Here is a 22,788-nt window from a genome sequence, read left to right as displayed (position 1 = left end):
CTCGTGCACCGGGCCCGCACAAGCGCGATTTGATATCGAATCTGCCTATGAGGTGAGGTTTCTGTGGCCGGGTCCGGTGTTCGGTCACCAACTCAGCGGTTTGGCCCCCGAACGGAGCCACGTCTGGAAGAGCGTGGTGAGCCTTTGGCCCGACACCCGTTCGGCCAGCGCGACGAACTGCGGGGTCGTGGCGGTGGAGTGGCGGTGCTCGGCGGTCCACGTCCGCAGGATCGTGAAGAACGCCTTGTCGCCGACCCGTTCGCGGAGCGCCTGGAGCGTCATCGCGCCCCGGACGTAGACGGAGAGGCCGAACATCTTCGCGGCGCCCGGCGCGCCCGGCGGCGGGCTGAAGATCGGCGAGCTCGCGGGCTGCGCGTAGTACCGCTTGAAGATCTTCTCGGCCGAGTCCCTCCCGGTGCGCTCGCGCCACAGCCACTCGGCGTAGGTCGCGAAGCCCTCGTTCAGCCAGATGTCGCTCCAGTCGTGCAGGCCGACGCTGTCGCCGAACCACTGGTGGGCCATCTCGTGGACGATGAAGCCCTCGTCCGGCGCGAAACCGCCATAGAGGGGACGCTCCTGGGTCTCCAGGGCATAGCCGAGCTTCGGGTCGTCGACGATGCCGCCCGCCGTCGCGAACGGGTACGGGCCGAAGAGCGGCGCCGCCCACCGCAGCACCTTGACGGTGGTGCTCTCCAGCCCCTTCGCCGCCGGGGCGAACGCGGGGTCGACGGCCGTGATCACCGGGACGCCGGCCGCCTCGGTCCGCCGCACCTGGAACCGCCCGATGGCGACCGTGGCCAGGTAGCTCGCCATCGGCGCGTCCTCGGTCCACTCGTAGGTGGTGGTGGCGCCGCCGGCGCGGACCGGGCCGGGCCGCCCGTTCGCGACGGCGCGCAGGCCCTTCGGGACGGTGATGCGGAACGCGTACGTGGCCTTGTCGCGGGGATGGTCGTTCACCGGCAGCCAGGTCGACGCGCCGTCCGGCTCGGAGGCGACGACCGCGCCGTCCCTGCTCGGCACCCACCCGTAGGCGCCGAGCGTCCGGTCCCCGACCGGCGCCGGCCTGCCCGCGTACCGGACGGCGACCCGGAACGTCCGCCCGGCGCGGATCGGCTCGGCGGGCGTGATCACCAGCTCCCGGCCCGCGCGGCGGTGGCGCGCGTCGCGGCCGTCCACCGCGACGGCGGTGATCCGCGGGCCGCGGAAGTCGAGGTCGAACGAGGACAGGTCCTGGGAGGCGGTCGCGGTGACCGTCACCGCCGCGTCGACGGATCCCGTCCTGACGCCCGCGTAGGCCAGCGCGACGTCGTAGTGGGAGACGTCGTAGCCGCCGTTGCCCGCCCCCTCGACGTAGGGGTCGCCGATACCCGCCGCCCCGGGGGAGGGCGTGCCGCACCCGTCCGGCGACGGCGGCACGGCGGGCGGCAAGGGCTGTGGACAAGGTGCGGCCGCCCGCCGCTCCGCCGCGGCGCCCGGATCCTTGGACGCGGACGCGGCGCCGGGCGACCCGACCAGGAACGCGGCGGCCAGGGCCGCGGTCATCCGCCGAGAATGCCCGTTCATCAGGCCGATGATGGCGGCGCGCCCGTCCCGCAGGGCCGGGGACCGGCCGGGCTTTCCCCTTTCCTGGCCGGGCGTTCACCCGCGGCTGACCGAGGTCACCCGGTCACTTGGACGGGCGGCCCTTCTTGTACAGCCAGTCGTCGAAGAAGGTGTCCAGCTTCTTGCCCGACACCCGGTTCGCCGTCGCGATGAACTGCTTCGTCGTCCCGGAGGCGTGCCGGTGCTCCTTCGTCCAGGTCTGGAGGATCTTGTAGAACACGTCCTCGCCGACCCGGGCGCGCAGCGCGACCAGCGTCATGCCGCCCCGGTCGTACACCGACCGGCCGAACATCTGCTTGCGCCCCGGATCGCCGGGCGGGACGTTCCACAGCTCCCCGCCGCCGATGCCGTTGTAGGCCTCGTCGAAGTGCTCCTGCACCGTCCGGCCGCCGGTCTTCTCGTCCCACAGCCACTCGGCGTAGGTCGCGAAGCCCTCGTTCAGCCAGATGTCCTGCCAGCGCGTCAGGCTGACGCTGTCGCCGAACCACTGGTGCGCCAGCTCGTGCGCGACGATGGTCGGCTGGAGCCCGAACGCCCCGTACACCGGCCGCGTCTGCGTCTCCAGCGCGAAGCCGACGTCGGCGTCGTCGATCAGCCCGCCGGTCGAGGAGAACGGGTACGGGCCGAACAGCTTCGACCACTCGTCGATGACCCGGCCGTTCAGCTGGTGGAACTGGTCGATGTTCACGCCGGCGGTGCTCGCGTCCACGGCGGTGATGTTGGGGACGCCGCCGGCCGTCTTGCCCGTCCGCACCGAGAACCGGCCGACGTCGACCGTCGCCAGGTAGGTGGCCATCGGGTCCTTGACCCGCCACTTCGAGGTCGTCGTGGCGCCCGCCCCGGCGCGGTGGGCGACCGGGACGACGCCCGGCCCGTCGGTCGGCCCGTCGGTCGGCCCGGTGGGCGGGGTCTCGCTGGGCGGCCCGCCGGGCAGGCCCGGCTGCGTCCCGGGCGTCCCGCCGCCGGAGTCCTGCGGCGGCGAGTCCGGCTCGCCGTTGGCGATCGCCGTCAGCCCCTGCGGGACCGTGATCTCGAAGTCGAAGGTGGCCTTGTCGCTCGGGTGGTCGTTGCTCGGGAACCAGGTGTGCGCGCCGCTCGGCTGGCACGCCACGAAGACGCCGTCGGACGTGCGGATCCAGCCGTACCGGCCGAGCACCGGGTCCGACACCGGCCGCGGTGTCCCCGAGTAGGCGATCACCGTGGTGAAGGTGCTGCCCTTCTCCAGGGGCTTGGCGGGCGTCACCTCCAGCTCGCCGCCGCCGCGCTGCTGCCGCGCGGCCGCGCCGTCCACCTTGATGGAGGACACGTCCAGGCCGGTCAGGTCGAGGTTGAACCGGGCGAGCCGCGCGGTCGCCCTGGCGGTGATCGTCGCGACGCCGTCGAGCTGCTTCGGACCGTCCGGCGTGATGGTGAGCTTCAGCCCGTAGTGCTGGACGTCGTAGCCGCCGTTGCCGTTGCCCGGGACGTAGTCGTCGCCCGCGGTCGTGGTGCCCGCCGGGCCGTTCACCACGGGTCCCTTGGACGGGCCGGAGGCGCCCGGGTCGTCGAACGGGGTCTGGCAGGCTGCGGTCAGCGCCCCCGCCACGGCGAGGGCGGCCAGCCCCGGGACGCCGCGCGACGCGGCGCCGCGGACGGCCCTGGAGCCGTTACGGCGGGGACTGGGTGTGTTTCCGGCCATATGCACGCCGTCCAGCCTGCCCGGACGGGACCCCGCCCGGCAACTCGGACGGCGCCGGAAGGCCCGCCGGCGCGGGCGGTCTCAGCGGTGGGAGTACGGATTGGGCCGGTACGGGTCGGCCTTCACGACGACGGTCCGCGCGACCTTGCAGTGAAGCGCCTGCTTGCGCTGGTCCCAGAGGATCCACGCGACGTCGATCAGGCCGATGCAGCCGCAGACGCCCCCGAGCACGCTGTAGAAGGCGGAGCGCCCCGCCGCCTGGCCGGACGTGATCGCCTGCCCGTCGTCGGCCCGGACGACCCGCGTCCGCACCAGCATCTTCCCGAGCGTCTGCCCCCACTTCGCGTGCATCAGCCAGAAGTAGAAGAACGCCAGCACGACGCTGATCGCGTTCGTCCCCACCTGGGCGCCGTTGTACATCGAGGCGCCCGGCTCCGGGTTGACGACGTTGTTCCAGTTCACGAACGGGATCGAGATCAGGCCCGTCACGATGCCGATGATGACGAGGTCGACGATGCCCCCGCCCAGCCGCGCCCAGCGGCTCGCCAGCTCTCCGGAAGGGTGCGCGTACCCGCCCGCCCCGTGGCCGGGATGCTGCTGCCCGTACCCCGGCTGGGTCCCGTAGGGCTGCTGACCGTACGGCTGCTGCTGCCACTGCCCCTGCTCGCCGTACGGCTGCTGACCGTACGGCTGCTGCTGACCGTAGGGCTGCTGCTGGCCCCCGTACGGCTGCTGCTCCCACTGCTGCCCGCCCCACTGCTGTTCCCCCTGGGGCCGCTGGCCGTACGGCTGCTGGCCTCCGTACGGGGGCTGCTCACCGTACGGGGGCTGCTCGCCATGGGGAGGCTGCTCGCCGTACGGGGGCTGCTGCTCCCGGGGTTGTTCCCCGTACGGCTGTCGACCGCCGTACGGGGGGCCGCCGTAGGGACCTGGCCGGTCGGGCTGCTCCTGGTCTCCCGGCGGCCGGTCGTCTTCCGGCTCTCGCCCGGACGCGGGGTCGTGCGGCGGTTGCGTCATGCCGTGAGGGTCGCCGCGTCGCCGCGGCCCAACCCTGCCGCGCCCGGGTGGAGCCGGAATGTTTACCCCCGCATGGCCGGGCCCTTGCCGGGACGCGGTCAGGACGGAGGCCGCTCGCGGGCGTAGGGGTTCGGCGTCCACGGCGTCGCCTTCACCACCACCGTCCCGGCGACCTTGTCGTGCAGCGCCTGGCGCCGCTCGTCCCAGAGGATCCAGGCGTTGTCGAGCAGGGCGACGAGCCCGAGGATCCCGGCGGCGGGCGTGAGGAAGTTCAGCGCGCCCGTCGTGACGCTGACGGCGTAGACGAAGGCCTGCCTGCCGAGCGCCTGCCCCCAGCTCACCGCCGAGAGGTCGGCGGCTCGCACCAGCCGGATGCCGAACGCCTTCTTGCCCAGCGTCTGGCCCCACCGGGCGTGCAGGACGGTGAAGTACACGAAGCCCAGCAGGAACGCGATCGCGTACCCGGCGATGAGGCGCGGAATGTCGTAGAGGTCCAGCGGATCGGTCATCGGCTCCCCGGACTCGGCCATCTCCTGGACCCGGTCCCAGCGGATCGAGAACAGGACGGCCGGCGTCGCCACGATGCCGATGAGGACGCTGTCGAGGATTCCGGCGCCGAGCCGCGCGCCGCGCCCGGCGAACACGTCCTGCGGGCCCTGCGGACCGGGGTGGTGGCCGGGAGGGCCGTAGCCCGGGACCGGCGGCGCCTGCGGCGGCGCGCCGGGGTGGCCGTACCCGGCGCCGGGTACGGCCTGCGGCGGAGGCCCGCCGTACGAGCCCTGGTAGGGCGGCGGACGTTCGGGTGAGGCGGGGGCCTCGCCCGGCGGCTGGTCCGGGGGCTGCCAGCCGCTGTCCGGCTTCGGGGTGTCCTGGGGTGGTTCGCTCATGCCCCCACAGTGTGCCGGGTGCGGGCGGCGCGCGGTCGGCCGGGCGACGACCGGCCCCGGACGCGGAGCGCGTCCGGGGCCGGGTCCCCCGAGTCCGGGCGCCGCGGCGTCGAGGCTCGCCGCGGCGCCGCGGAGATCGCGGAGCCGCGCGCGTCAGAGGTTGCCGCGGCGCTCCTGCTCCCGCTCGATCGCCTCGAACAGCGCCTTGAAGTTGCCCTTGCCGAAGCCGAGCGAGCCGTGCCGCTCGATCAGCTCGAAGAACACGGTCGGACGGTCCTGGACGGGCTTGGTGAAGATCTGCAGCAGGTAGCCGTCCTCGTCCCGGTCGACCAGGATCCTGCGCTCCTTCAGCTCCTCGATCGGGACCCGCACCTGGCCGATGCGCTCGCGCAGCTCCGGGTCCTCGTAGTAGGAGTCGGGGCTCTCCAGGAACTCCACGCCCGCCGCGCGCATCCGGTCGACCGAGGCCAGGATGTCGTTCGTGGCGAGCGCGATGTGCTGGACGCCCGGCCCGCCGTAGAACTCCAGGTACTCGTCGATCTGCGACTTGCGCCTGCTCTCGGCGGGCTCGTTCAGCGGGAACTTCACCTTGCGGGTGCCGTCCGCGACGACCTTGGACATCAGCGCCGAGTACTCGGTCGCGATGTCGTCGCCGACGAACTCCGCCATGTCCGTGAAGCCCATGACGCGGTGGTAGAACTCGGCCCACTCGTCCATGCGCTCGACGTTGCCGACGCAGTGGTCGATCGCCTGGAAGTACCGCTTGTCCACCGGCGCCACGATGGGCTCGGCCGGCTCGAACCCCGGCAGGTAGGGGCCGGTGTAGTTGGAGCGGTCGACCAGCGTGTGCCGGGTCTCGCCGTAGGTGGCGATCGCCGCGACGGTCGCCTTGCCGTACTCGTCCTCAAGGACGTGCGGCTCCCGCAGGCCGGTGGCGCCCTTCGCGAGCGCGTGCCGGTAGGCGTGCTCGACGTCGGGCACCTCGATCGACAGGTCCACCACGCCGTCGCCGTGCTCGGCGATGTGCCGTCCGAGCTCGGTGCCCGCCTTCACCGGGCCGCGGAACACGAACCGGGCGCCGCCCGACTCCAGCACGTGCACCGCCTCGTCCGGGCTGCCGTTCTCCGGGCCCCGGTAGGCGACCCTGCGCATCCCGAACGCGGTCGAGTAGTAGTGGGCGGCCTGTTTGGCGTTGCCGACGGCGAAGACGACGGCGTCCATACCCTTGACCGGAAACTCATCCATGCCACCTAATCTCGACATGTGCCTGCAAGGTGCGCAAGAGCGAGCTGAAACACTGGTCAATCTGTACAGTGTCATCGCATCGAGACCGGTCGCTCTGTACAGGGTGACCACGACCGCAGGAGGGCGCCGTGCCGATCGACGAACTGGACGGCCGGCTGATCGAGCTGTTCGCCGCCGAGCCCCGGGTCGGCGTCCTGGAGGCGTCCCGGCGGCTCGGGGTCGCGCGCGGCACCGTCCAGGCGCGGCTCGACCGGCTCGCGCGGGACGGCGTCATCGCCGGCCACGGTCCGGAGATCGACCCGGCCGCGCTCGGCTACGGGGTGACGGCCTTCGTCACGCTCCAGCTGCGGCAGGCGGGCGGCCACGATCCGGTGGCGGCCCGGCTCGCCCAGGTGCCCGAGGTCATCGAGGCCCACACCATCACCGGGCCCGGCGACATGCTGTGCCGCGTCGTCGCCCGCAGCAACACCGACCTCCAGCGCGTCATCGACGTCATCGTGGACGTCGCCGGCGTGGAGCGCGCCTCGTCGGTGATCTCCCTCGCCAACCAGGTCCCCTACCGCACCCTGCCCCTCGTGCGCGCGGTCTCCGACCCCGCCGGGGCCGGGCGGTCCCGCGGACGCCCGCCCGGGTAGGGGCGCGCAAGCAACGGCCGCCGGGCGGAAACCCGCCCGGCGGCCTTCACCTCCGCAGTGCCGAGGACGGCGGCTACGCGCCGCCGTAGGGGGTGGCGTCGAGGACCTCCACGGTCATCGAACGCCCGTTGGGGAGGTTGTAGGTGGCCTTGTCGCCGACCTTCTTGCCGTCGATGGCGGCACCGAGCGGCGACTTCGGGGAGTAGACGTCGATGGGGGCGCCGACCTCCTCGCGGGAGGCGAGCAGGAACGTCACCTCCTCGTCGTCGCCCTCGAACGAGACCGTGACGGTCATGCCGGGCCCGACGACGCCCTCCGTGCGCGGGGCCTCGCCGACGCGGGCGTTCTCCAGGATGCCCTGGAGCTGGAGGATCCTGCCCTCGATCTTGCCCTGCTCCTCCTTGGCCGCGTGGTAGCCGCCGTTCTCGCGCAGGTCGCCCTCCTCCCGCGCCGCCTCGATCTTCTGAGCGATCTCGATGCGGCCCGGGCCCGACAGGTGGTCCAGCTCAGCCTTGAGCCGGTCGTACGCCTCCTGGGTGAGCCAGGTGACGTTGTCAGCGCGGGTCTCGGTCACGGGTACTCCTCATCCACATGGTGCGATCTCACCCGCCCCCGCGGGCGGGCGTCACATCGACATGAAGTGCGGCTGGGTGAAACCTCTAGCCTATCCGGTGTGTGCGGGTAAAGGTTCCCTGAACACGGCGTCCGCAATCCGCCAAACCGTGTCTCGTCACTCACCGGGCGTATCGGTCAGCCGGTCGTGGCGGACCCCGGCGGCAGGGGTCAGGCCTTGCGGCAGTCGCGGATCCTGGCGCCGGTGGCCCGCCGCGGCGTCTGCAACGTCTCCGTCCCCTTCACGCTGGACGTCCCGGGCGGGACGGAGACCTCCTTCTGCGCGAGCACGGCGAAGTCGGTGTCGTAGGCGTCCACCGTGCAGCGCACGTCGTCGCCCTTCCCCTTGGCCACCGTGTAGTTGATCTCGACCGACGTGTCGGTGATGTCGTAGGTGACGGTCTGGGGGACGATCCCGGGCGTCTGCCCCGTGTGCGCGGCGATGATGCCGAAGCCGGCCGCCATCACCGCCACGAGCAGACCGACGGCCGCGAGGCCGAGACGACTCCGCCGGGACTGGGCGGGAACCGCTGCTTTCGACACGCTCGTCGTCATGGAGGGAATCCTCGTGCGGGGTGCGGACGTTGTCAGGGACAATTCATTCTCGTCTGTCACGGCGCGTGCCTCGAACCGGGGGCCGCTCTACAGTCCGGAGAGGGAGACCCCCAAGTGTCCGAGGTCATCGACGGTACGTCCGGCGTCTTCGACGGCGCGGCGCTCGAACGGCCGTCCGGCGGCGGCGAGCCCCTGCGTCTCATGGCGGTGCACGCGCACCCCGACGACGAGTCCAGCAAGGGCGCGGCCACGATGGCGCGCTACGTCGCCGACGGCGTCGAGGTCCTCGTCGTCACCTGCACCGGCGGCGAGCGCGGCGACATCCTGAACCCGGCCATGGACCGCCCCGAGGTCAAGGCCGACATCGGCAAGGTCCGCGAGGCGGAGATGGCGCGGGCCCGCGAGATCCTCGGCGTCGGGCAGCGCTGGCTCGGGTTCGTCGACTCCGGCTTCCCCGAGGGCGACCCGCTGCCGCCGCTGCCGGAGGGCTGCTTCGCGCTGGAGCCGCTGGAGACCGCCGCCGAGCCGCTGGTGCGCGCGGTCCGCGAGTTCCGCCCCCACGTGATGCTCACCTACGACGAGCAGGGCGGCTACCCCCACCCCGACCACGTGAAGTGCCACGAGGTGTCGGTGGAGGCGTTCGAGGCCGCGGGTGACCCGGAGCGCTACCCGGGCACGGGCGACCCCTGGCAGCCGCTGAAGCTCTACTACCACATGACCTTCAGCAAGGGCCGCATCCTCGCCCTGCACGCCGCCATGGAGAAGGCCGGCCTTGAGTCCCCCTACGGCGACTGGCTGAAGCGCTTCGAGGAGGAGGGCGACGAGCGCGCCAGGTGGGAGGTCACCACGCGGGTGCCCTGCGCCGACCACTTCGAGACCAGGGACCAGGCCCTGCTCGCCCACGCCACCCAGATCGACCCGAACGGGTTCTGGTTCGTCGTCCCGCTGGACGTCCAGCGCGAGGCATGGCCGACCGAGGACTACCATTTGGCCAGGTCCCTGGTCGACACGGAACTGCCGGAGGACGACCTGTTCGCCGGCATCCGGGAGAAGGTGTGTCTGTGATGCCTGCCGTCTACGCCATGCCGCTGAACGACGACACGGTCAGCCCCGGCGTCCTCGGCTTCGTGGTGTTCCTCCTCCTGCTGGCCGCGACGGTCTTGCTGATCCGGTCGATGGGCAAGCAGATGAAGAAGATCCAGGCGCCCCGCGAGGCCGACCTGAGGCAGCAGGAGTGGGAGCGCGCCGAGGCGGCCAGGGCGGCGAAGGCCGGCACGGCGGCCAAGGCCTCCGACGACGACGCCTGACCCGGCAGGGCCCGGCGCCGGTTGGACGCCGCCGCCTCCGGGGAGGACCCCCGGCGTGTGCGCGAACATCGACGACGCCGGCGGGGGTCCCCCGCCCGCGGCGGCCCGCCGCGACCTCGACCGCCATCTCGCCGGGGCGGCCGCGGGCGCGGCCGAGCCCGGGGCCGAGGGGCTGGCCCTGCTGGAGCGGGAACGCTGGGAGGAGGCGGCCGGGATGCTGGAGGAGGCCCTGCGCCTCGCCGAGCGCGGCGGCGACCTCCACGCGGTGCTGGCGGCCCGCCACGACCTCGCCCGGGCGCTGATCGGCGGCGGCGACCTGGACCGCGCGATCGCGCTGCTCGGCCCGCTGCCGGACGAGTTCGCCGCACTGCCGGAACCGGACGAGCACGCCCGTGCCCGCGCGCTGGAGAGCCTCGGCGAGGCCTACCTGCGCGCCCGCCGTCCCGTCGCGGCCGTCAACTTCTTCGGCCAGGCCCTGGAGATCCTGCGCCGGCTCGACGCGGTCGGCGGGCAGGCCGCGATGTTCGTCCGCCTCGCCGACGCCGCCCGCCTGCGCGGCGACGGCGCGGCCGAGCGCGCCGCCCTCGACCGCGCCGCCGAACTGACTCGCCCGGCCTGACCCGCCCGGCCCGCGGGCCCAGGGCCTGCCTCGAAGAGACCTCACCACGCGCGCGAACGCGTGACCTGCCCGGTGCAGCGAAGCCGGAGGCGAGCGGAGCCGGGCAGATCGCGAAGCGATGCCGCGTTCGCCCAGGCCCGGTCACGTAGCGAGCCGCCAGGCGAGCGAAGTGGGCCGGGACTGAATGAACACGGCCTACACCTTGCGGTGGTCCCAGCTGACGACCCGGTCGGGCTCCATGACGATGAGGACGCGCTTGGACAGGGCCTGCTCGATGCCCTCGGCGATGACCGGGTCGACCGGCTCGCCCATCTCCGGGACGGGCAGCCCCGCCATCCGGGAGCCGACGACCATGCCGACCTTGGACCGCGGCCCGGGGTCCTCGATGACCAGGCCCCGGCCGTACAGGGCGACGCCGCGCAGCTCGTCGTACTCCACGCCGTCCTCGACCAGGCACGTCATGGTCGGGTCGCGGCGCAGGTTGATCACCTTCTGCGACGACCTGTACGTGGTGAACGCGATCCTGCCCTCGTAGAGCGTGTAGAACATCGTCACCAGGTGGGGCTCGCCGTCCTTGCCGACGGTCGCGACCTGCACCTTGAAGTTGGCGGCCAGGTAGTCCGCCACCTCCTCCGGCGTCATCTTGATCTTGTCGCGCTTGCTACCGGCCAACGGGCCCTCCCAAGGTCGTCTGCATCGCGCACAGAATAACCAAGCGCTTGCACGGCCCCGCGACCGGCACCATGGGGGGATGTCCGTTCGCGATCTCACCGTCCTCGGCTCCGCCAGCGCGGTGCCCACCAGGTCCCGCAACCACAACGGCTACCTGCTGCGCTGGGACGGGCACGGGGTCCTGTTCGACCCGGGGGAGGGGACGCAGCGGCAGATGACGCACGCGGGGCTCTCCGCGAACGACGTGACCTGGATCTGCGTGACGCACTTCCACGGCGACCACTGCCTCGGGGTGCCGGGGATCGTCCAGCGCATCGCCCGCGACGGCGTCGCGCACCCGGTGGACGCGGCGTTCCCGGAGAGCGGACGGGCCTACTGGGAGCGGCTGCGGCACGCCAGCGCGTTCCGCGACACCGGCGTCATCCGCGAGCGGCCGGTGTCCGGCGACCGGACGGTGCTCGACACGGGGGACGCTCCGTTCGGCCTGGTCGCGCGGCGGCTGTCCCACCCCGTCGAGGCGTACGGGTACCGGCTGGAGGAACCGGACGGCGTGACGATGCTGCCGGACGAGCTCGCCGCGCGCGGCGTCGGCGGGCCGCTGATCCGCCGCCTCCAGGAGGACGGGCGGGTCACCACGCCCGCCGGGCGCACCGTCACGCTCGACGAGTGCAGCGTGACCCGTCCCGGACAGAAGGTCGCGTTCGTCATGGACACCCGGCTCTGCGACGGGGTCCGCGAGCTGGCCGCGGGGGTGGACATGCTCGTCATCGAGTCCACCTTCCTCGGCGAGGACGCGGCCCTCGCCGCCGAGTACGGGCACCTCACCGCCGCCCAGGCGGGCGCGGTGGCGGCGGAGGCGGGCGTGCGGCGCCTCGTCCTCACCCACTTCTCCGAGCGCTACCCCGCCGCCGACGAGCACCGCTTCGCGGACGAGGCGGCCGCGGCGTTCGGCGGCGACATCACCCTCGTCCGCGATCTGGACCGGATCCCGCTGCCCCCGCGCCGTCTGACCTGACGGGAGCTGGGCAGGACCCAGGGCATGGCTGACGAAGTCGATGTCGTGGTGATCGGTCTCGGGCCGGGGGGAGAGGACGCCGCGGGCAGGCTGGCCGAGGCGGGCCTGTCGGTCGTGGGCGTGGAGTCGCGGCTGGTCGGCGGGGAGTGCCCCTACTACGCCTGCGTCCCCACCAAGATGATGGTCCGCGCCGCGGGGCTGCTCGCCGAGGCCGGCCGCGTCCCCGGCATGGCGGGCGAGGCGTCCGTCCGGCCCGACTGGGGGCCGGTGGCCGCCCGGATCCGCGACGAGGCGACCGGCGGGTGGGACGACACGGCCGCCGCCGACCGCCTCACCGGCAGGGGCGTGCGGCTGGTGCGCGGCCGGGGCCGCATCACCGGCCCCGGCGAGGTGACCGTGGACGGCCGGGTCTTCCAGGCCAGCCGCGGCATCGTGCTCAACACCGGCACCTCGCCCACGGCCCCGCCCGTCGACGGCCTCGACCGGACCCCGTACTGGACGAACCGCGAAGCCGTCCAGGCCACCGAGATCCCCGGGTCGCTCCTCGTCCTCGGCGGCGGCGTGGTCGGCGTCGAGATGGCGCAGGTCTTCTCCCGCTTCGACAGCCGCGTCACCGTCGTCGAGGCGGCCGACCGCCTGCTCGTCAACGACGAGCCGGAGGCGGGCGCCCTGCTGCGCGAGGTCTTCGAACGCGAGGGCATCGGCGTGCGCACCGGCGTGGACGTCACCCGCGTCACCCACGACGGGTCCGAGTTCACGATGCACCTCGGCGACGAGACGCTCGCCGCCGACCGCCTCCTCGTCGCCACCGGCCGCCGCCCCAACCTCCGGGGGCTCGGCCTCGGCGCCGTCGGCCTGGACGAGAACGCCCGCCGGATCCCCGTGGACGGGCACATGCGCGCCGCCGACGGCGTGTGGGCGATCGGCGACATCACCGGCATGGGCGCGTTCACGCACGTCTCGATGTACCAGGCGGCCGTCGCCGTCCGCGACGTCCTCGGCGAGGAGGGGCCGCCCGCCGCCTACCGCGCGGTGCCGCGCGTCACCTTCACCGACCCGGAGATCGCGTCCGTCGGCCTGACCGAGGCCCAGGCCCGCGACCAGAACCTCCCCGTCCGCACGGCCGTGACGCCGGTCCCCGAGGCGACGCGCGGCTGGATCCACAAGGCGGGCAACGACGGCTTCGTCAAGCTTGTCGAGGACGTCGAGTGGGGCACCCTGGTCGGCGCCACCGCCGCGGGCCCGTCCGGCGGGGAGGTCCTCGGTCTGCTGGCCGTGGCCGTCCACACCGAGACCCCGACCGCCGCCCTCCGCGAGATGATCTACGCCTACCCCACCTTCCACCGCGCCGTGGAGTCCGCCCTCGCCGATCTCGCCGCGCAGGCGCGGGGGGAGTGAGGCGACGGCCGGATCGGGCAGGATCGGGGGCATGAACCGGCTCAAGGACGCGACCAGCCCGTACCTGCTCCAGCACGCCGGCAACCCGGTGGAGTGGTGGGAGTGGACCGGGGAGGCGTTCGCCGAGGCGCGGCGGCGCGACGTCCCCGTCCTGCTCTCCGTCGGCTACGCCGCCTGCCACTGGTGCCACGTCATGGCGCACGAGTCCTTCGAGGACGGCGAGACGGCGCGGGCCATGAACGAGCTGTTCGTGAACATCAAGGTCGACCGGGAGGAGCGCCCGGACATCGACGCCGTCTACATGGAGGCGACCCAGGCCATGACAGGCCAGGGCGGCTGGCCGATGACGGTGTTCATGACGCCGGAGGGGCATCCGTTCTACTGCGGGACGTACTTCCCGCGGGCGCAGTTCCGGGCCCTGCTCCAGGCCGTCCACAAGGCGTGGACGGAGCAGCGCGACGACGTCGCCCAGCAGGGGCAGCAGGTCGTCGAGGCGCTGACCTCGCGCGGGTCCGGCCTCGCCGGGACGGAGGCGCCCGGGGACGAGGTGCTCGCGCACGCGGTGAAGGTGCTCGCGGCCTCCTACGACGGGGTGCGCGGCGGGTTCGGCGGCGCACCCAAGTTCCCGCCGTCGATGGTGCTGGAGTTCCTGCTGCGCCACCACGCGCGCACGGGCGACGGGGAGTCGCTGGCGATGGCGTCCGGCACGCTGGAGGCGATGGCCCGCGGCGGGATGTACGACCAGCTCGGCGGCGGGTTCGCGCGGTACTCGGTGGACGAGCGGTGGATCGTCCCGCACTTCGAGAAGATGCTCTACGACAACGCTCTGCTGGCCCGCGTCTACGCGCACTGGTGGCGGCTGACGGGGACGCCGTTCGCGCGGCGGATCGCGCTGGAGACGTGCGACTGGATGCTGCGCGACCTGCGCACCGCTCAGGGCGGTCTCGCCTCGGCGCTGGACGCCGACAGCGAGGGCGCGGAGGGCAGGTACTACGTGTGGACGCCCGAGCGGTTGCGTGAGGTGCTCGGGGACGAGGACGGCGCGTTCGCGGAGACCCTGTTCGAGGTCACGGGGACCTTCGAGCACGGCGCCTCCGTCCTCCAGCTTCTGGGCGACCCCGAGGACGCCGGGCGGTACGAGCGCGTGCGCACCGCGTTGCTGGCGGCGCGTGCGCAGCGGATCCCGCCGGCGCGGGACGACAAGGTGGTGGCGGCGTGGAACGGGCTCGCCGTGGCGGCGCTGGCCGAGTGCGGCGCGCTGTTCGACCGCCCGGACCTGGTCCGGGCGGCCGAGGAGGTCGTGCGGCTGCTGGTGGAGGTCCATCTGCGGGACGGCCGGCTGGCGCGCACGTCCAAGGACGGGACGGCCGGCGCGAACTCCGGCGTGCTGGAGGACTACGCCGACGTGGCCGAGGGGCTGCTCGCCCTGCACGCGGTCACCGGCGACCCGCACCATGTGCGGCTGGCGGGCGAGCTGCTGAACACCGTGCTCGAACGGTTCGGCGACGGGTCCGGCGGCTTCTACGACACGGCCGACGACGCGGAGCGGCTGTTCCGGCGGCCGCAGGACCCGACCGACAACGCGACGCCGTCGGGGCAGTTCGCGGCGGCGGGGGCGCTGCTGTCGTTCGCCGCCCTGACCGGGTCCGACTGGCACCGGCAGGCGGCGGAGGACGCGCTGGCGCCCGCCGGGGCTCTCGCCGGGAAGCACGCGCGGTTCGCGGGCTGGGGCCTCGCGGTGGCCGAGGCCCGCGCGGCGGGGCCGGTGGAGATCGCGGTGATCGGCGATCCGGACGACGAGCGCACCCGCGCCCTGCACCGCACGGCCCTCATGGCGGTCGCCCCGGGCGCGGTGGTGAGCGCCGGGCCGCCGGACGCCGAGGGCGTGCCGCTGCTGGAGGGGCGGGGCCTGGTGGACGGTGAGCCCGCGGCGTACGTCTGCCGGGGGTTCGTCTGCAGGCTGCCCGTCACGACCCAGGCCGAGCTGAACCGCGAGCTACGTGGGCAATTGGATTGAGCATCCACTTTTGTGGCAACGTGACCTTGATCTCAGATGACCGGGCTGTTACTAATGAGTAACTGGGACGCTCCTGACCCGAAGGGGCAGAGCGGACGAGGGTGTCACAGGGCGCCCCGGGTATCTGGACGATGGCCGACCATCTGAGTCATAGTCGTGTCCGGTGCACGGTCAGGAGCCGGTGCAGGGCGACCATCGAAGGAGCGTGGCAGTGGGCAAGCCGAACCGCCGGATGCTACCGACGATCATCGGCGTCTCCGTGCTGACGACGCTCGCCGCCAACACCGCCGTCCTCGTCGCGCGCGACGACGCGCCGGCGGACGAGCGGCCCCGCGAGCAGCGCGCCCGGTTCGTGGCCGCGTCCGGCAGCACCGGCCTGTCGCCCACGGCGGTCGCGCCGCTCGGCAAGAGGCTCGCCCCGCACGTCCTCGTGGCGGCGCCGTCCACGCTCCCGGCCGACTTCGTGCGGAAGGTCCGCGACGCCAAGGGCGTGAAGGGCGTCGAGGTCGTCGACGCCGTGCAGGGCATGGTCGCGGGCAAGCGCGTGGGCCTGATGGGCGTCGACCCGTCCACGTTCCGCAACTACACGCCGAAGCCGACCGCCAAGTCGGACGCGCTCTGGCGCAACGTGGCCTCGGGCGACGTCGCCATCTCGTTCACGATGGGCAGCGACGGCGGCGTCAAGCTCGGCAGCCAGGTGCCCGTCGGCGGCAGGCAGCACCAGTCGCAGCTGCGGGTGGGCGCGTACGCGACGATGGGCATCAGCGACGTCGACGCGGTCGTCTCGCACGCCACCGCGCAGGCCCTCGGTATGCCGACCGGGAACGCGATGCTGGTCAGCGTCCCGAAGACCGCGCCGAAGACGTTCATCGAGAAGCTGCGCAAGTCGCTGCCGAAGGGCGCCAGGGCCGCCGCGGTCAACCCGGAGATCGACCTCCCGAAGTCCGGGAACGGGAACCCGCCGACCGCGGGCGGCCAGGTCATGACGGCCGGCCAGGTCCGCACGGTGATCAAGGCGGCCTACACCCGGCTCGGCTGGCCGTACGTGTGGGGCGGCGAGTCCGAGGCCGAGGGCGGCTACGACTGCTCCGGCCTGATGCAGTACGCGTTCGCGAAGGCCGGCATCCGGCTCCCGCGCGTCGCCGCGGACCAGGCCCGCGCCGGCTGGGTCATCCCCTACGGCAAGGCCGAACCGGGCGACATGCTCATCTGGGCCAACGACCCGACCGCGCCCGGCTACATCTCGCACATCGCCCTCTACCTGGGTGGGGGCAAGATGCTGGCGGCCCCGCGGACGGGCACGGTGGTGCAGGTCCAGAACGTCTACACGCGCAACATGCGGGGCGCCGTCCGCGTCAGCCCCAAGACGGCCGCCGCGCTCGCGCGCTGACCGCCGCGCCGGGGCGCCCGGTCACAGCGGGCAGCCGCGGCCCAGGAACTCCAGGTTGTGGTCGACGATCCCGGGAAGCTCCTCGGTCGTCGCGCGCCCCTCGACCCACCGGTACATGGCCGCCTGGAGCACGCCCAGGACGGCCCAGGTGAACGCCTCCACGTCCGGATCGTCCGGCCGCCGCCCGGTCCGGTGGCCGACGACCTCGGTCAGCATGGCGTGCGTGCCCTCGCGCAGCGACTCGAACGTCCGGGCCCGCAGCGCCGGGACCTGCGAGGTGAGCCGCAGCCGGGCGTTGACCACGTCCAGGTCGGTCTCGTACATCAGCGGGAGCATCTCGCGGAGCGTGGCGCGCAGCGCCTCGATCGGCGACATCCCGGCCGGCTGGCCCCGCATGACCTCCGCCATGATCGGGTCGTACTCGTCGGTGACGACCACGTCCTCCTTGGTGGGGAAGTAGCGGAAGAACGTGCTCGGTGAGATCTCGGCCGCCGCCGCGATCTGCTCCACGGTCGTCTCGTCGTACCCCCGCTCGCCGAACAGGCGGAGGGCGTGGTCCTGGATCGTCCGGCGGGTCCGCAGCTTCTTGCGCTCCCGCAGCGGCAGCCGGGCGAGCCGGTCCTCCAGCCGGTCGATGGCGTGCTCATGGGACGACGTGCTCATGGCCCGATTCTCGTGCATCGGCGGCGGGGGCCGCACCCCGCCGGGCCCGCCCGGGCTGGAAGCGCCACAGGAGCAGGGCCGCCGCGACGGCGGCGGCGCCGCAGGCGGCGAACGCCGCGTCCATGCCGTGGACGTAGGCGCCGCGGGCCGAGGCGAGCAGCCCGGCGTCGTCCAGCCGCCCGGCGACGGCGACGGCGCCGCCGATGGAGTCGCGCGCCGCGCCGGCCGCCCCGGGCGGCAGCCCGCCGGTGGCCACGCGGTCCCGGTAGAACGCCGACAGCAGGCTTCCGAGCCCCGCGACGCCGAGCGTCCCGGCCGTCTGGCGCAGCGTCTGGACGAGGCCCGAGCCGCGTCCCGCCCGCTCGGCGGGCAGGGCGGCGAGGACCGCGTCCATCGCCGGGACGATGGTCAGGCCGCAGCCGAGGCCGAGGACGAGCAGCCACGGGACGGTGGCGGCGTAGCCGTCGCCCGGCCCGGTGAGAGCGCCCCAGCCGAAGCCGGCCGCGAGCACGAGCAGCCCGGCGACGAGGATCGGCTTGTGCCCGGCGCGGTGCGCGACCCGGTCGGTGACGACCCCGCCGGCGAGCAGGCCGAGCAGCATCGGCGTCAGCCGCAGCCCGGTGCCGAGCACGTCGTTGCCCTGGACGGCCTCCAGGTACTGCGGCAGGACGAACAGCGCCCCGGCCATCATCAGGTTCGCGGTGACGGCGGCGACCATCGCCCAGGCGAAGCCGGGGTCGCGGAAGAGCGCCATGTCCATCATGGGCGCGGCGGCGCGCCGCTCCCACAGGACGAACCCGGCCAGCAGGACGGCCGCGAGCGCGAACGAGAGCAGCACCACCGCGTCGCCCCAGCCGCGCGCCGGGGCCTCGATGACCCCGTACACGAGCGCGGCGACGCCGGCCGCCGACAGCAGCGAGCCGGCCCCGTCCACCCGCGGCGCGGACGGGTCCCGCGTCTCCGGCAGCAGCAGCGCCACCGCGACGCCGCCGACGGCCACGATCGGCACGTTGACCAGGAACACCGACCCCCATCGGAAGTTCTCCAGCAGCCAGCCGCCGAGCAGCGGACCGAGCGGCAGCCCGAGCGCCATCGCCGACGACCACACCGCGACGGCGCGGGTGCGCTCCTCCGGCGGGAAGATCGCGGGGAGCATCGACATGGACAGCGGCATCACGACCGCCGCGCCGAGCCCCATGAACGCGCGCGCCGCGACGACGCCGCCGGGGCCGTCCGCGAACGCCCCGGCGAGCGAGGCGGCGCCGAAGACGGCGAGACCGGCCACCAGCAGCCGCTTGCGGCCGAACCGGTCGCCGAGCAGCCCGGCCGGGAGCAGCAGCGCCCCGAACACGAGCAGGTAGGAGTCCACGATCCACTGGAGCTCGCTGGTGCTCGCGTGCAACTCCTCCGAGAGCGTGGTCAGCGCCACGTTGAGGATCGTCATGTCGAACCCGAGCGCGAGCATGCTCAGCGCCAGCGCGCCCAGCCCGAACCAGCGCCGCCGGTGACCCACAGTCATGACTGTCGCCTCCAAATGAGTGTCTCTATAAAATGAAAGTAACTATCAAATGGAGGTGATTGTCAATCGAGGCGAGGAGCTGGCGCCCCGCTTCACAGGGCTGTAATTTTGATTACATGAATACGAGCGAAGCGGTGGAGCAGCTGCGCGGCTGGTTCACCGGGCGGCTCCCCGAGGAGTGGTTCGAGGGCGCGCCCGAGGTCGTCGTCGACCGCGAGGAGGTCGCGGTGGTCGGCACGCTGCCCGTCCCGGCCGCCGCGGGCGAGGCGTCCGGGGCCGAGCGCGCGGGCGTCGTCGCCGGGCACGTCCAGCGCTTCCGCGACGAGACCCGCGACCGGCGCATCGCCATCGCCCGGGAGGCCGAGCAGCACTTCGGCCGCAAGGTGTCCTGGGGCGTCGAGTGCGACGGCGGGCGGGAGATGTTCACCACCCTGTCGGTACCGGTGATGACGCGGCTGCGGCAGCCCGAGCGCCGCGTCCTGGACACCCTCGTGGACGCCGGGGTCGCCCGCAGCCGCAGCGACGCCCTCGCCTGGTGCGTCCGGCTCGTCGGCAAGAACACCGACGACTGGCTGTCGGAACTGCGCAGCGCGCTGCAGCACGTCGAGCGCGCCCGCGCCGCCGGCCCGCAGGCCTGACCGGCCCTCCCGGGCGGGGCCGCGGGCAACCATTACCCGATCACGATGATCACTGGGTGTGATCATGGTGGGGACCTCCCCTACTGTGCCTGGATAGCGGGCCGGACGCGGGCGGGAGGTGCACGGGATGCCGGGGCTGCGCTGCCTCGACGGGTCCGACCTCGCGGTGGTCCCGGTCGCCTCGCTCGACCGCGGCGGCACCCCGTTCGAGGTCACGCTCGAACTGTGGCGCGACGGCGACGCGTTCGGGGCGGTGGGGGAGCGGTGCGGCTACTTCCTGGCCGGTCTCGCCGCCCGGGTCGCCGTCGCCAGGGCCGACGGGTCGCCGCAGGCGGCGCGCTGGCCCGACCCCGACGACCGCTTCCCCGACCCCGCCCCCGGCGACACCGCCCGCGAGCCCGAGCTGTTCGCGTTCCGCTACCGCGACCGCGGCGACGTGGTCAGCACCGGCGAGCTGCGCTGCGCCCTGCGCACGTCCTCGCTGTGGGTCGGCCGCCAGCGGTCCGCCGCGGGGCGGTGGCGGGTCGCGCGGCGCGCCGTGGTCGAGGCCTGGGGGTCGGGCGGGCGCGGCGTCCGCGCCGTCCTCACGTCGGCGGAACTGGCGCGTTTTCTCGCCGACCTGCTCGCCGAGGCGGACCGGGCCAGAGCAGGCCATCCGCCCCGCCTGGCGCGCCCCGCGCGTTAGCCTGGCATCACGGGGGCGGTGGGAGAAGTGTCGCCTTCGGGCCATAATTGAGCGACTTTCCGCCAGGCTCGGTCGCTCGAAGGGAAGCCCACATGGGGGTTCGGCGTACGGGAGAGCCGCGCACCAGGATGGCGCGCGGCGCGCGGCGGGACGGCGTGCGCCGGCGCCCCTCCGAGGGCGGGCGGCTCGTCTCCGCCCTCCGCCGCAGCGGCCCGTACGCGGCCGTCCGCGACGCCGTCTACCGGATGTACGAGCGGCGCGTCGAGGCCGATCTGCCCACCGACGTCACCCCCCGGCATGTCGGCGTGATCCTGGACGGCAACCGGCGTTGGGCCAGGTCGATGGGGCTGGCCGACGTCAACACCGGGCACCAGCGCGGCGCCCAGAAGATCTCCGAGCTGCTCCAGTGGAGCGCCGAGGCCGGGGTCGAGCACGTCACGCTGTGGCTGCTGTCGACCGACAACCTCAACCGCCCCGCCGACCAGCTGGAACCGCTGCTGGCGATCATCGAGAACACCGTCCGCAAGCTCGCCGCCGACGGCTGGCACGTCAAGCCCGTCGGCGCCCTCGACCTGCTGCCCGATAAGACGGCCCGCGTCCTGAAAGATGCCGGAGAGGCCACATCGAGCGCACCCGGCCTGATTGTGAACGTCGCGGTTGGGTATGGAGGTAGGCGTGAGATCGCTGATGCGGTGCGCTCACTGCTCATCGAGCAGGCGAGTCGTGGCACCAGCATCGAGGAACTCGCCGAGATCCTCGACGTGGAGCACATCGCGGAGCATCTCTACACGCGCGGCCAGCCGGATCCGGACCTGGTCATCCGCACCTCGGGAGAGCAGCGTCTCTCCGGCTTCATGCTCTGGCAGAGCGCCCACTCGGAATTCTACTTCTGCGAAGTCCATTGGCCGGACTTCCGCAAGGTGGACTTCCTCCGGGCCATCCGCTCCTACGCCGCGCGGCATCGGCGCTACGGTACCTGACCGTCCCCTGCGGACCACCGCCCCTGCGCGGGCGGACCTGCGCGCCACCGGCAGTTCCCCCATATCCAGGGAGATCGAGTGGCCACAACCTCCGCGCGCCGTCCCGGCTCGTCCGGGAACCCTTCCGGGACCTCTGTTCCGGGCTTTTCCGGGGGGAGTGGGGGGTCGTCCCCCCACAACGACCCGGAGATTTCCGGAGACGACGGGGGCGCCGTCCCCGGCAGGGAGCCGGACCGGCGCACGTACGTCCTGGACACCAGCGTCCTGCTCGCCGATCCGGGGGCGATGACCCGCTTCGCCGAGCACGAGGTCGTACTCCCCGTCGTCGTCATCTCCGAGCTGGAGGCCAAGCGGCACCACCCGGAGCTCGGCTACTTCGCCCGGCAGGCCCTCCGCACGCTGGACGACCTGCGCCTGCTGCACGGGCGGCTGGACGAGCCCGTCTCGGTCGAGGGGCCGCTCGGCGACCAGGGCGGAACGCTCCGCGTCGAGCTGAACCACGCCGACCCGAGCGTCCTGCCGGACGGGTTCCGGCTCGGCGACAACGACAGCCGGATCCTGTCGGTGGCCGCGTGGCTGGCCCACGAGGGACACGACGTCGTGCTGGTCTCCAAGGACCTGCCGATGCGGGTGAAGGCGTCCGCGGTGGGGCTCGCCGCCGAGGAGTACCGCGCGGAGCTGGCCGTCGTGGAGTCCGGCTGGACCGGGATGCGCGAGTTGGAGGTGACCGCCGGGGCCGTCGAGGAGCTCTACGACGCGGGGACCACCGACCTGGAGGAGGCGCGGGACCTGCCCTGCCACACGGGGCTGCGGCTGCTGTCGGAGCGCGGCTCGGCCCTCGGCCGCGTCCAGCCGGACAAGTCGGTGCGGCTGGTGCGCGGCGACCGCGAGGTGTTCGGGCTGCGCGGCCGGTCCGCGGAGCAGCGGATCGCGCTGGACCTGCTGATGGACGAGGACGTCGGCATCGTCTCGCTCGGCGGGCGCGCCGGCACCGGCAAGTCGGCGCTCGCCCTCTGCGCGGGGCTGGAGGCCGTCCTGGAGCGGCGGCGGCACCGCAAGGTCGTGGTGTTCCGCCCCCTGTACGCGGTCGGCGGCCAGGAGCTCGGCTACCTGCCGGGCTCGGAGGGCGAGAAGATGTCGCCGTGGGCGCAGGCGGTCTACGACACCCTCTCGGCGGTGACGACGCCGGAGGTCGTCGACGAGGTCGTGGACCGTGACATGTTGGAGGTCCTCCCGCTCACGCACATCCGCGGCCGGTCGCTGCACGACGCGTTCGTGATCGTGGACGAGGCGCAGTCGCTGGAGCGCGGCGTGCTGCTCACGGTCCTGTCGCGGATCGGCGCCGGATCGCGGGTCGTGCTGACCCACGACGTGGCGCAGCGCGACAACCTGCGCGTGGGCCGGCACGACGGCGTCGCGGCCGTGGTGGAGCGCCTGAAGGGCCACCCGCTCTTCGCGCACGTGACGCTGACCAGGTCGGAGCGCTCGCCGATCGCGGAGCTCGTGACCGACATGCTCGCCGACGTCGGGGTCTGACCGGACGGGTGGGGGCCCCGGCGGGCCGTGCCGGCCGCCGGGGCCCTCGTGTCCCAGAACGCCGTCCATATTCCTGCGGAGGGTGATCACTGAACTCCGTAGAGTGGGAATGTGGCGA

The 22,788-nt window shown here is 73.3% G+C and carries 22 protein-coding genes; 12 read left to right on the top strand and 10 right to left on the bottom strand.

Translation table 11 applies throughout. The features are described 5' to 3' along the window. Positions 1–84 precede the first annotated feature (84 nt). The 5 genes from ACQEU6_RS21445 to hppD all read right to left on the bottom strand — a co-directional run bounded on the left by ACQEU6_RS21445 (position 85) and on the right by hppD (position 6,429). On the bottom strand, positions 85–1,563 hold the full coding sequence (locus tag ACQEU6_RS21445; RefSeq protein ID WP_499334335.1) for a M1 family metallopeptidase: 1,479 nt from the start codon (positions 1,561–1,563) through the stop codon (positions 85–87). Between the two features lie 103 nt (positions 1,564–1,666). After that, a complete protein-coding gene (locus ACQEU6_RS21440) occupies positions 1,667–3,280 on the bottom strand; it encodes a M1 family metallopeptidase (protein ID WP_499334334.1) in 1,614 nt (537 codons plus the stop codon). Between the two features lie 81 nt (positions 3,281–3,361). Continuing rightward, entirely contained in the window at positions 3,362–4,297 is a 936-nt protein-coding gene (locus tag ACQEU6_RS21435; RefSeq protein ID WP_499334332.1) for an RDD family protein, read from the bottom strand. Between the two features lie 98 nt (positions 4,298–4,395). Continuing rightward, complete coding sequence (locus tag ACQEU6_RS21430) at positions 4,396–5,184, bottom strand: RDD family protein (protein ID WP_499334330.1); 789 nt, start codon at positions 5,182–5,184, stop codon at positions 4,396–4,398. A 153-nt stretch (positions 5,185–5,337) separates the two neighbouring features. Next, positions 5,338–6,429, bottom strand: a complete 1,092-nt coding sequence (gene hppD / locus ACQEU6_RS21425) for a 4-hydroxyphenylpyruvate dioxygenase (protein WP_499334328.1) — start codon at positions 6,427–6,429, stop codon at positions 5,338–5,340. A 128-nt stretch (positions 6,430–6,557) separates the two neighbouring features. On the opposite strand from hppD, the gene ACQEU6_RS21420 reads away from it, so the two are divergent. Beyond that, on the top strand, positions 6,558–7,064 hold the full coding sequence (locus ACQEU6_RS21420) for an Lrp/AsnC family transcriptional regulator (RefSeq protein ID WP_499334326.1): 507 nt from the start codon (positions 6,558–6,560) through the stop codon (positions 7,062–7,064). A gap of 73 nt (positions 7,065–7,137) precedes the next feature. Here ACQEU6_RS21420 and greA read toward each other — a convergent pair whose 3' ends face one another. Then, the gene (greA, locus tag ACQEU6_RS21415) at positions 7,138–7,638 is read right to left on the bottom strand and encodes a transcription elongation factor GreA (protein WP_179832722.1); all 501 of its coding nucleotides are present in this window, start codon (positions 7,636–7,638) and stop codon (positions 7,138–7,140) included. A gap of 209 nt (positions 7,639–7,847) precedes the next feature. Further along, the gene (locus ACQEU6_RS21410; RefSeq protein WP_499334324.1) at positions 7,848–8,231 is read right to left on the bottom strand and encodes a DUF4307 domain-containing protein; all 384 of its coding nucleotides are present in this window, start codon (positions 8,229–8,231) and stop codon (positions 7,848–7,850) included. Between the two features lie 201 nt (positions 8,232–8,432). Between ACQEU6_RS21410 and mca the strand changes: the two genes are divergently transcribed. Genes mca through ACQEU6_RS21395 form a run of 3 tightly spaced genes read left to right on the top strand, consistent with a single transcriptional unit; the run spans position 8,433 to position 10,157 of the window. Further along, positions 8,433–9,296: a mycothiol conjugate amidase Mca gene (gene mca, locus ACQEU6_RS21405; RefSeq protein WP_499340289.1), complete on the top strand. Its 864-nt coding sequence runs from the start codon at positions 8,433–8,435 to the stop codon at positions 9,294–9,296. Next, positions 9,296–9,538, top strand: coding sequence for a hypothetical protein (locus ACQEU6_RS21400; protein ID WP_499334323.1), 243 nt, complete (start codon positions 9,296–9,298; stop codon positions 9,536–9,538). Before mca ends, ACQEU6_RS21400 begins: the two co-directional genes overlap by 1 nt. Positions 9,539–9,593: 55 nt before the next feature. Continuing rightward, a complete protein-coding gene (locus tag ACQEU6_RS21395) occupies positions 9,594–10,157 on the top strand; it encodes a hypothetical protein (RefSeq protein ID WP_499334322.1) in 564 nt (187 codons plus the stop codon). Positions 10,158–10,352: 195 nt separating this feature from the next. Here ACQEU6_RS21395 and ACQEU6_RS21390 read toward each other — a convergent pair whose 3' ends face one another. Further along, positions 10,353–10,829: a pyridoxamine 5'-phosphate oxidase family protein gene (locus ACQEU6_RS21390; RefSeq protein WP_499334321.1), complete on the bottom strand. Its 477-nt coding sequence runs from the start codon at positions 10,827–10,829 to the stop codon at positions 10,353–10,355. A gap of 79 nt (positions 10,830–10,908) precedes the next feature. Here ACQEU6_RS21390 and ACQEU6_RS21385 point away from each other — a divergent pair, with 79 nt between their 5' ends. From ACQEU6_RS21385 to ACQEU6_RS21370, 4 genes are all read left to right on the top strand, one after another. After that, complete coding sequence (locus tag ACQEU6_RS21385; protein WP_499334320.1) at positions 10,909–11,844, top strand: ribonuclease Z; 936 nt, start codon at positions 10,909–10,911, stop codon at positions 11,842–11,844. Positions 11,845–11,868: 24 nt separating this feature from the next. Next, entirely contained in the window at positions 11,869–13,242 is a 1,374-nt protein-coding gene (locus tag ACQEU6_RS21380) for a dihydrolipoyl dehydrogenase family protein (RefSeq protein ID WP_499334319.1), read from the top strand. A gap of 31 nt (positions 13,243–13,273) precedes the next feature. Next, on the top strand, positions 13,274–15,259 hold the full coding sequence (locus tag ACQEU6_RS21375; protein WP_499334317.1) for a thioredoxin domain-containing protein: 1,986 nt from the start codon (positions 13,274–13,276) through the stop codon (positions 15,257–15,259). Between the two features lie 211 nt (positions 15,260–15,470). Then, positions 15,471–16,649 (top strand): C40 family peptidase, encoded by a 1,179-nt coding sequence (locus tag ACQEU6_RS21370; protein WP_499334316.1) that lies wholly within the window; start codon positions 15,471–15,473, stop codon positions 16,647–16,649. Between the two features lie 21 nt (positions 16,650–16,670). Here the strand turns inward: ACQEU6_RS21370 and ACQEU6_RS21365 are convergent, their stop codons facing one another. Both ACQEU6_RS21365 and ACQEU6_RS21360 read right to left on the bottom strand, forming a co-directional pair. Beyond that, entirely contained in the window at positions 16,671–17,312 is a 642-nt protein-coding gene (locus ACQEU6_RS21365) for an acyl-CoA-like ligand-binding transcription factor (protein WP_499334314.1), read from the bottom strand. Continuing rightward, the gene (locus ACQEU6_RS21360; protein WP_499334312.1) at positions 17,293–18,831 is read right to left on the bottom strand and encodes a DHA2 family efflux MFS transporter permease subunit; all 1,539 of its coding nucleotides are present in this window, start codon (positions 18,829–18,831) and stop codon (positions 17,293–17,295) included. The genes ACQEU6_RS21365 and ACQEU6_RS21360 overlap by 20 nt, the downstream gene beginning before the upstream one ends. 116 nt (positions 18,832–18,947) lie before the next feature. Here ACQEU6_RS21360 and abmR point away from each other — a divergent pair, with 116 nt between their 5' ends. The 4 genes from abmR (at position 18,948) to phoH2 (ending at position 22,670) form a co-directional block, all read left to right on the top strand. Then, positions 18,948–19,469 carry an ATP-binding transcription factor AbmR gene (gene abmR, locus ACQEU6_RS21355; protein WP_499334311.1) on the top strand — a complete coding sequence of 174 codons (522 nt, stop codon included), beginning with the start codon at positions 18,948–18,950 and terminating at the stop codon, positions 19,467–19,469. Positions 19,470–19,596: 127 nt separating this feature from the next. After that, positions 19,597–20,154: a hypothetical protein gene (locus ACQEU6_RS21350; RefSeq protein ID WP_499334310.1), complete on the top strand. Its 558-nt coding sequence runs from the start codon at positions 19,597–19,599 to the stop codon at positions 20,152–20,154. 92 nt (positions 20,155–20,246) lie between these two features. Beyond that, positions 20,247–21,134 (top strand): isoprenyl transferase, encoded by an 888-nt coding sequence (locus ACQEU6_RS21345; protein WP_499334309.1) that lies wholly within the window; start codon positions 20,247–20,249, stop codon positions 21,132–21,134. Positions 21,135–21,323: 189 nt separating this feature from the next. Continuing rightward, positions 21,324–22,670 (top strand): RNA 5'-3' helicase PhoH2, encoded by a 1,347-nt coding sequence (gene phoH2, locus ACQEU6_RS21340; RefSeq protein WP_499340287.1) that lies wholly within the window; start codon positions 21,324–21,326, stop codon positions 22,668–22,670. Positions 22,671–22,788: the final 118 nt, after the last annotated feature.

This window comes from Spirillospora sp. CA-108201 (genome assembly GCF_050936235.1).
Lineage (GTDB): Bacteria > Actinomycetota > Actinomycetes > Streptosporangiales > Streptosporangiaceae > Spirillospora.
The sequence above is the reverse complement of the archived record's forward strand: the minus strand, read 5'-3'. Positions and strand labels throughout refer to the sequence as shown.

Bases quoted from the DNA above. Each gene is read 5' to 3' on its own strand.
- ACQEU6_RS21445 (WP_499334335.1), bottom strand. From the start codon at position 1,563: ATGAACGGGCATTCTCGGCGGATGACCGCGGCCCTGGCCGCCGCGTTC.
- ACQEU6_RS21440 (WP_499334334.1), bottom strand. From the start codon at position 3,280: ATGGCCGGAAACACACCCAGTCCCCGCCGTAACGGCTCCAGGGCCGTC.
- ACQEU6_RS21435 (WP_499334332.1), bottom strand. From the start codon at position 4,297: ATGACGCAACCGCCGCACGACCCCGCGTCCGGGCGAGAGCCGGAAGAC.
- ACQEU6_RS21430 (WP_499334330.1), bottom strand. From the start codon at position 5,184: ATGAGCGAACCACCCCAGGACACCCCGAAGCCGGACAGCGGCTGGCAG.
- hppD (WP_499334328.1), bottom strand. From the start codon at position 6,429: ATGGATGAGTTTCCGGTCAAGGGTATGGACGCCGTCGTCTTCGCCGTC.
- ACQEU6_RS21410 (WP_499334324.1), bottom strand. From the start codon at position 8,231: ATGACGACGAGCGTGTCGAAAGCAGCGGTTCCCGCCCAGTCCCGGCGG.
- mca (WP_499340289.1), top strand. From the start codon at position 8,433: ATGGCGGTGCACGCGCACCCCGACGACGAGTCCAGCAAGGGCGCGGCC.
- ACQEU6_RS21400 (WP_499334323.1), top strand. From the start codon at position 9,296: ATGCCTGCCGTCTACGCCATGCCGCTGAACGACGACACGGTCAGCCCC.
- ACQEU6_RS21385 (WP_499334320.1), top strand. From the start codon at position 10,909: ATGTCCGTTCGCGATCTCACCGTCCTCGGCTCCGCCAGCGCGGTGCCC.
- ACQEU6_RS21380 (WP_499334319.1), top strand. From the start codon at position 11,869: ATGGCTGACGAAGTCGATGTCGTGGTGATCGGTCTCGGGCCGGGGGGA.
- ACQEU6_RS21375 (WP_499334317.1), top strand. From the start codon at position 13,274: ATGAACCGGCTCAAGGACGCGACCAGCCCGTACCTGCTCCAGCACGCC.
- ACQEU6_RS21365 (WP_499334314.1), bottom strand. From the start codon at position 17,312: ATGAGCACGTCGTCCCATGAGCACGCCATCGACCGGCTGGAGGACCGG.
- ACQEU6_RS21360 (WP_499334312.1), bottom strand. From the start codon at position 18,831: ATGACTGTGGGTCACCGGCGGCGCTGGTTCGGGCTGGGCGCGCTGGCG.
- abmR (WP_499334311.1), top strand. From the start codon at position 18,948: ATGAATACGAGCGAAGCGGTGGAGCAGCTGCGCGGCTGGTTCACCGGG.
- ACQEU6_RS21350 (WP_499334310.1), top strand. From the start codon at position 19,597: ATGCCGGGGCTGCGCTGCCTCGACGGGTCCGACCTCGCGGTGGTCCCG.
- ACQEU6_RS21345 (WP_499334309.1), top strand. From the start codon at position 20,247: ATGGGGGTTCGGCGTACGGGAGAGCCGCGCACCAGGATGGCGCGCGGC.